6 protein-coding genes are annotated in these 7,849 nt (G+C 60.1%); 1 reads left to right on the forward strand and 5 read right to left on the reverse strand.

Going from position 1 to position 7,849, the window contains the following annotated elements:
* Positions 1 to 4 precede the first annotated feature (4 nt).
* The 5 genes from prpF to JGZ97_RS13495 form a co-directional block, all read right to left on the reverse strand.
* Positions 5 to 1,183, reverse strand: a complete 1,179-nt coding sequence (gene prpF, locus JGZ97_RS13475) for a 2-methylaconitate cis-trans isomerase PrpF (RefSeq protein WP_207063159.1) — start codon at positions 1,181 to 1,183, stop codon at positions 5 to 7.
* Between the two features lie 135 nt (positions 1,184 to 1,318).
* Entirely contained in the window at positions 1,319 to 3,928 is a 2,610-nt protein-coding gene (acnD, locus tag JGZ97_RS13480) for a Fe/S-dependent 2-methylisocitrate dehydratase AcnD (protein WP_207063160.1), read from the reverse strand.
* Between the two features lie 59 nt (positions 3,929 to 3,987).
* Positions 3,988 to 5,118 carry a 2-methylcitrate synthase gene (gene prpC, locus JGZ97_RS13485; protein WP_207063161.1) on the reverse strand — a complete coding sequence of 377 codons (1,131 nt, stop codon included), beginning with the start codon at positions 5,116 to 5,118 and terminating at the stop codon, positions 3,988 to 3,990.
* 67 nt (positions 5,119 to 5,185) lie between these two features.
* Entirely contained in the window at positions 5,186 to 6,076 is an 891-nt protein-coding gene (gene prpB, locus JGZ97_RS13490) for a methylisocitrate lyase (RefSeq protein WP_207063162.1), read from the reverse strand.
* A 13-nt stretch (positions 6,077 to 6,089) separates the two neighbouring features.
* A complete protein-coding gene (locus JGZ97_RS13495) occupies positions 6,090 to 6,791 on the reverse strand; it encodes a GntR family transcriptional regulator (protein WP_207063163.1) in 702 nt (233 codons plus the stop codon).
* Positions 6,792 to 7,189: 398 nt separating this feature from the next.
* Here JGZ97_RS13495 and JGZ97_RS13500 point away from each other — a divergent pair, with 398 nt between their 5' ends.
* The gene (locus JGZ97_RS13500; protein WP_207063164.1) at positions 7,190 to 7,681 is read left to right on the forward strand and encodes a hypothetical protein; all 492 of its coding nucleotides are present in this window, start codon (positions 7,190 to 7,192) and stop codon (positions 7,679 to 7,681) included.
* Positions 7,682 to 7,849: the final 168 nt, after the last annotated feature.

Below are 7,849 nucleotides of genomic sequence, written 5' to 3' on the forward strand. Positions count from 1 at the left end.
TCGTCTAGAAAGAGTCGCCCGGCACCCGCACCCAGCCCTCCATCAAAACCCGTGCACTGCGGCTCATCACCACCTTGTTGACGGTCCACTGCCCGCCCTCCTGGAGCGCTTCGGCGCCCACCTTGAGGGTGCCGGAAGGGTGACCAAAGACCACGCTGGCGCGATCACCGCCCCCGGCGGCTGCGTTCACCAAGGTGCCCGGAATGGCCGCGGCAGTGCCGATGGCCACCGCGGCGGTCCCCATCATGGCATGGTGCAGTTTGCCCATGGAGAGCGCACGCACGTTGAGGTCAATCGCGTCGGCCTCGATCGCCTTGCCGCTGGAGGCGGTGTAGCCCTTGGCCGGTGAAACGAATGCCACCTTGGGGGTGTGCTGGCGGCCGGCAGCCTCTTCGACGCTGCCGATCAACCCCATCTTCAGGGCACCGTATGCACGAATGGTTTCAAAGCGCTCCAGCGCAACCGCATCGCCATTGATCGCCTCTTGTAGCTCGGTCCCGGTATAGCCGAGCGCGTCGGCATTGAGGAATACAGTAGGAATACCGGCGTTGATCATGGTGGCCTTGAAGGTGCCGATACCCGGTACCTCCAGGTCATCCACCAGGTTGCCGGTAGGGAACATCGCCTCGCTGGCGTCCACCGGGCTCATGAACTCCACCTGCACCTCGGCGGCGGGGAAGGTCACCCCGTCCAGTTCGAAATCGCCGGTCTCCTGCACTTCACCGTTGGTCATCGGCACCTGGGCGACGATGGTCTTCTCGATGTTTTTCTGCCAGATGCGCACGGTGCCAACGCCGTTTTCCGGAATGCGCGCCGGGTCCACCAGCCCCTTGCTGATCGCGAAAGCGCCGACGGCGGCGGTCAGATTGCCGCAGTTGCCGCTCCAGTCGACGAAAGGCTTGTCGATGGATACCTGGCCGAACAGGTAGTCGACGTCGTGATCGGGCTGCTCACTCTTGGCCAGGATGACGGTCTTGCTGGTGCTGGAGGTGGCGCCGCCCATACCGTCGGTCTGCTTGCCGTAGGGATCGGGGCTTCCGATCACCCGCAACAGCAGCTTGTCGCGGGCTTCACCCGGCACCTGGGCGCGCTCGGGAAGGTCGCTCAGGCTGAAAAAAACGCCCTTGCTGGTGCCGCCACGCATGTAGGTGGCGGGAATTTTGATCTGGGGTACGTGGGCCATAGGAAAATGTCCTCTATAGCGGGGTGACAGGGCTATTGATCCGTAAGGGCTATTGACCCTTAAGATTCATAGCGCTGGCACCGAGCCGGTTTCTCGAAAAAGCAGGAGGGTGCCCGCAGGCACCCTCCCCTGCGATTACGCGTTGCCTTCCAGAAAGTCCTGGGCAAAGCGCTGCAGAACGCCGCCGGCGGCGTGAACCACCACCTCCTCGGCGGTATCCAGGCGACAGGTGACGGGAATCTCCACCTGCTCGCCGTTGCGGCGGGTCATAACCACGGTCATGTCGCAACGGGGGCTGATCTCACCGACCACGTCGAAGGTTTCAGTACCGTCGATGCCGTAGGTGTGGCGGGTATCGCCCTCCTTGAACTGCAACGGCAGCACGCCCATACCCACCAGATTGGTGCGGTGAATCCGCTCGAAGCCCTCGGCAACGATGGTTTCCACACCCGCCAGGCGAACCCCTTTGGCGGCCCAGTCACGGGATGAGCCCTGGCCGTAGTCGGCCCCGGCGATGATGATCAGCGGCTGCTTGCGCTCCATGTAGGTTTCAATTGCTTCCCACATGCGGCTCTCAACACCTTCCGGCTCGATCCGCGCCAGTGAGCCCTGCTTCACCTCACCGCTTTCGTCCCGCACCATCTCGTTGAGCAGTTTCGGGTTGGCGAAGGTTGCGCGCTGGGCCGTCAGGTGGTCACCCCTGTGGGTGGCGTAGGAGTTGTAATCCTCAGGCGCCAGGCCCATCTTGCCGCAGTATTCGCCCGCCGCGCTGTCTGGCAGGATCGCATTGGACGGCGATAGGTGATCGGTGGTGATGTTGTCACCCAGCACCGCCAGCGGACGCATGCCCTTCATGGTGCGCTCACCCGCCAGGGCACCTTCCCAGTAAGGAGGACGGCGGATGTAGGTGGTCTGGGGGCGCCAATCGTAGAGGGGGCTCGGCGCCTTCTCCACATCCCCAAGATCGAACATCGGAATGTAAACCTGGTTGAACTGCTCCGGCTTCACGCTCTTGGCAACCAGGGCATCGATCTCTTCGTCGCTCGGCCACAGGTCCTTGAGGGTAATGGGATTGCCGTTGCCGTCAGTGCCCAGCACATCCTGCTCGATATCGAAACGGACGGTGCCGGCCAAGGCGTAGGCCACCACCAGCGGCGGGGATGCCAGGAACGCCTGCTTGGCGTAGGGGTGAATCCGGCCGTCGAAATTACGGTTACCGGACAGCACGGCGGTGGCGTACAGGTCGCGATCGATGATCTCCTGCTGGATCTTGGGATCCAGGGCACCGGACATGCCGTTACAGGTGGTACAGGCGTATCCGACAATGCCGAAGCCCAGTTTTTCCAGTTCCGGCAGCAGCCCGGCTTCTTCCAGATACAGCTTGGCCACCTTGGAGCCGGGTGCAAAGGAGGTCTTCACCCAGGGCTTGCGAACCAGTCCCAGCTCGTTGGCTTTTTTGGCGACCAAACCGGCAGCCACCACGTTGCGGGGGTTGGAGGTGTTGGTGCAGCTGGTGATCGCGGCGATGATCACAGCGCCGTCGGGCATCAAGCCTTCGGCCTCTTCGGCCTTGGCCGCGGCCAGCTTGGCTTCGTCGGCAATACCGCGCTCCTTCAGAGCGCTGGTCGGCAGACGGCGGTGCGGGTTTGAAGGCCCCGCCATGTTGCGAACCACGGAGGACAGGTCAAACTCCAGCACCCGCGGGTACTCGGCTTCAACCAGGTCATCCGCCCACAGGCCGGTCTGCTTGGCGTACTGTTCCACCAGCGCTACCTGCTCGGGCTCACGACCCGTAAGCTTCAGGTAGTCGAGGGTCTGCTGGTCGATATAGAACATACCGGCCGAAGCGCCGTACTCCGGAGTCATGTTGGAGATGGTGGCGCGGTCTCCGATGGACAGGGACGCGGCACCAGGACCGAAGAACTCCAGGTAGGCGGAAACCACCTTCTCGTTGCGCAGGAACTCGGTCATCGCCAGGGCGATATCGGTGGCGGTGATGCCGGGCTTGCGCTCACCGACGATCCTGACGCCGATGATCTCGGGCAGGCGCATCATGGAAGGACGCCCCAGCATCACGGTTTCAGCTTCCAGGCCGCCGACCCCGATGGCGATGACGCCCAGCGCATCCACGTGCGGGGTGTGGCTGTCGGTACCCACGCAAGTATCGGGGAAGGCAACGCCGTCCCGAGCCTGGATCACCGGCGACATCTTCTCCAGGTTGATCTGGTGCATGATGCCGTTACCGGCGGGGATCACGTCAACGTTATCGAACGCAGTCCGACACCAGTTGATGAAGTGAAAGCGGTCATCGTTGCGGCGATCTTCAATATCGCGGTTTTTCTGGAAGGCGTCGGGATCGAAGCCAGGGGCTTCAACGGCCAGGGAGTGGTCAACGATCAGCTGAGTCGGGACCACCGGGTTGACCTTGGCTGGGTCACCGCCCTGCTCGGCGATAGCGTCACGCAGGCCCGCCAGGTCGACCAGCGCGGTCTGACCCAGGATGTCATGGCAGACAACGCGCGCAGGGTACCAGGGGAAATCCAGCTCCTGCTTGCCCTCGATGATCTGCTTGAGGGAGTCGGTCAGGGCGTCCGGTTCGCAGCGACGCACCAGCTGCTCAGCCAGTACCCGGGAGGTATAGTTCAGTTTTGCGTAAGCGCCGGACTGGATCGCTTCGACGGCTTCACGGGTGTCGTAGTAGTCCAACCCCGTGCCCGGCAACGTTTTGCGGTATTCGGTATTCATGGCTTACTCCAGGGAGCAAAGTGAAGGTCGGTGCGGCCGCGGGCCGCACCGTAACAGGCTTAGTCGCGCTCTTCGATGGGCACCCAGGTGCTGCTCTCGGGGCCAACGTAATCGGCGCTGGGGCGAATGATGCGGTTGTCCGCACGCTGCTCGAACACGTGGGCGGCCCAGCCGGTCAGGCGTGAGCAGACAAAGATCGGCGTGAACAGCTTGGTGGGAATGCCCATGAAGTGGTAAGCGGACGCGTGGAAGAAGTCGGCGTTGCAGAACAGTTTCTTCTCGCGCCACATGACCTCTTCGCAACGGACGGAAACGGGGTACAGGACGTCGTCGCCCACGTCTTCGGCCAGTTTGCGGGACCAACCCTTGATGACGGCATTACGCGGGTCGGACTCGCGGTAGATGGCGTGTCCGAAGCCCATCACCTTCTCCTTGCGCTCCAGCTTGCCCAGCAGCTCGCGCTCGGCTTCGTCCGGGGAAGTCCAGTTCTCGATCATCTCCATGGCCGCCTCGTTGGCGCCGCCGTGCAGCGGGCCGCGCAGGGAGCCGATGGCGCCGGTGACGCAGGAGTGGATGTCAGAGAGGGTCGAGGCACACACCCGCGCAGTGAAGGTGGAGGCATTGAACTCGTGCTCGGCGTAGAGGATCAGCGAGACATTCATCACCTTGGCGTGCAGTTCGCTGGGCTTTTCACCCTTGAGCAGGTGCAGGAAGTGGCCGCCAATGGAGTCGTCATCGGTCTCGGTCTCGATGCGAACGCCGTCATGGCTGAAGCGGTACCAGTAATTGATGATGGAGGGGAAAACCGCCAGCATGCGATCGACCTTGTCTTCCTGCTCGCTGAAGTCCTGTTCGGTCTCGAGGTTGCCCAGCATGGAGCAGCCGGTACGCATCACATCCATGGGGTGGGCGGAGGCGGGAATCTGCTCCAGCACCGTCTTGAGGGCGTCGGGCAGGCCGCGCAGAGTCTTCAGCTTGGCAACGTAGGCGTCCAGCTCGGACTGGTTGGGCAGTTTACCCTTGAGCAGCAGGTAGGCCACTTCTTCAAAGCTCGCCTTCTCGGCCAGCTCCACCATGTCATAGCCACGGTACGTGAGGCCGGCACCGGTCTTACCCACGGTGCACAGGGCGGTAGTACCAGCGGACTGGCCACGCAGGCCAGCACCGCCCAGTTTCTTCGCGTCTGACATAACAAACTCCTATCAGGTTTTTCGAGTTATTGCGCTGGGGCCCGCAGGCCCCACCTGTATCATCGTTTTACTTGTTTTTACCTTCGGCAAAGAGCTGGTCCAGCTTCTGCTCGAAATCGTGGTAGTTGAGGAAATCGTACAGTTCCATGCGGGTCTGCATCAGGTCCACCACGTCTTTCTGGTCGCCCTTGGACAGGATGTTCTCGTACACTGCCAGGGCCGCTTTGTTGGCTGCCCGGAAGGCGCTCAAGGGATAGAGCACCATGGAACACCCGGCCTCGGCCAGCTCGTTCTTGTTGAACAGCGGTGTGGCGCCGAACTCGGTGATGTTGGCCAGCAGCGGAGCGTCGATCTTGGAGCTGAACGCTTTGTAATCTTCCAGGGTGTGAACCGCTTCGGCGAAGATGCCGTCGGCGCCGGCCTCGATGCAGGCCTGGGCCCGTTCGACGGCGGCGTCCAGCCCTTCCATCTGGAAGGCGTCGGTGCGGGCGATGATGAAGAAATCGTCGTCAGTACGACCGTCAACGGCGGCCTTTACCCGGTCAACCATCTCTTCCAGGGAGACAATCTCCTTGTTAGGACGATGGCCGCAACGCTTCTGAGCCACCTGGTCTTCCATGTGGATCGCGCCGGCGCCAGCCTTGATCATCTCCTTAACGGTGCGGGAAATATTGAAGGCGCCGCCCCAGCCGGTATCAATGTCCACCAGCAGCGGGGTCTCCACGGCGCTGCTGATCCGGCGCACATCCTCAAGGACATCGTTCATGGTGGTCATGCCGAGGTCCGGCAGACCGTAGGAGTGGTTGGCGACACCGCCACCGGACAGGTAGATCGCCTGGTGACCGACGCGCTCGGCCATCAGCGCATGGTAGGCGTTAGTGGTGCCGACAATCTGCAGTGGGTGGTTCTCGGCCAGCGCCTTGCGAAAGCGTCCGCCTGCGGTCAATTTCTGTACCATGACGTATCCTCTTTTATTGCTCTGTGGTTGTTTGCTTGAGCTTGCGCTCGATGTTCTTGCGCGCCGCGCTGATATGGCGGCGCATCAGCATCTCGGCCAGTTCGCCGTCCCGGTTGGCAATCGCTTCCACGATATGCCGGTGCTCGGCGAGAGCCCGCACCGGACGCGAGCTGGAGAGACTGAACTGGTAGCGGTACATCCGCACCAAATGATAAAGCTCTCCACCAAGAAGCTCTTTCAACTTCCTGTTTTTACTGCCCTGAACAATGCGGTAGTGGAAATCCAAGTCACCCTCTTTCTGGAAGTACGCACGCCCTTCCGTCTCTTCCAGATTCTGCTCGTGCTCGTCCAGCAGGTTGCGCAGGCTCTGAATTTCCTCCGGGGTCATGCTCTGGGCCGCAAGCCGACAAGCCATTCCCTCCATTGCTTCGCGCACGTGGTAGATCTCGATCAGCTCCTCCATGGAGAGCGACACCACCCGGGCGCCCACGTGGGGAATCCGCACCACCAGGCGCAACCCTTCGAGCCGCCGAATCGCTTCGCGCAGCGGCCCCCGACTGATACCGTAGGTGCGGGCCAGTTCCGGCTCGCTGATCTTCTGCCCCGGCGGAATGTCGCCGACGATAATCGCGGTGACAATCTCCTGGCAAACCCGGTCGGCCAGGGTCCGGGATTCGGGCTGTTCTTGTTGCAGAGCTGAAATCGGTGAACTCATGGGGAGCAGATTGTCGACAATGTGATTTGGAGGACCACCTTAACGCCGGCCCAAAACAGCGTCAACCAGGATTGTCGACAATTTGCCAAAACCTAGACAAAAGTATACGGGTATTCCCTCTATGGCCCCGGTCGGAACCATCTTGGGTATAGAAGGCAGGCGCCCGCTAAAAAGAGGGTTTTCTGGAAGCATCCAGAGGAGAGAGGGAACCATCGAGGCCAACCGGGCAAAACGCCCGGCCCAGGAGAAAAACCGTCGCTAGCCCAAGCCATTCACCTTTTGTGTTGATAGATGAATGGTTTGCTCTTTACAGGGGCTATGCGACATAGCTGTGGGATTCGCCCTTTATAACTAGCATTGGCCAAATATCTGGCCAACAGTGTTTGGAATGTTGTTCTATGCCACTTATCAAAGAAAGCAACCATAAAGATGAAGAGTGCCTATATACAGGTGGTCAGTGCCATAGTTTCGCGATAGCGCTCCATCGGATCACAGGGTTATCTTTAGCAACCATCACAAGGAAGCATGTTGTTCCAAACAAAGATCGTTTGTTTGATGATGAGCATAATTCCTATGAGTATGAGCATGCACATGCAGTAGTGCTTTTAAGTCCAAATCTGTATGCAGATGTCTATGGCGTGCATCGGTTTGACCCTGAGGAAGCAAAAACATGGTTTGGCTCAGTTAAGCCTTCAGATCCATTGCCTTCCATTGAGCCCTTTGGTGATGATGAAGAACTTCTGGCTTCTTTTTTTGAAGATTACGACGAAGATCAAATTGCACACGCCCTTATCGATGCCAAGGAGTGGGGGGTTGTCGATCTCCTGGAGAGGATGGTCAAGCGCATGGCTCATGCGCTTGATCATCAGAATTGCTCGCATAGCCTCTAGCCAAGACATTTACACGCAAAAGTTGAATGGCTTGTCGCTAGCCCGCATTTTTCATGAAGGGGTAAACAGAAACGGCTGAAAGCCTTATGGTTGTTGGTGTCGAGCCTACTTCCACGCAGCTACAGCCGTGAGCAAAATGTTACCACAGTCGTTTCAGTTTTCACCCCT

Source organism: Motiliproteus sp. SC1-56 (assembly GCF_017309075.1).
Lineage (GTDB): Bacteria > Pseudomonadota > Gammaproteobacteria > Pseudomonadales > Balneatricaceae > Motiliproteus.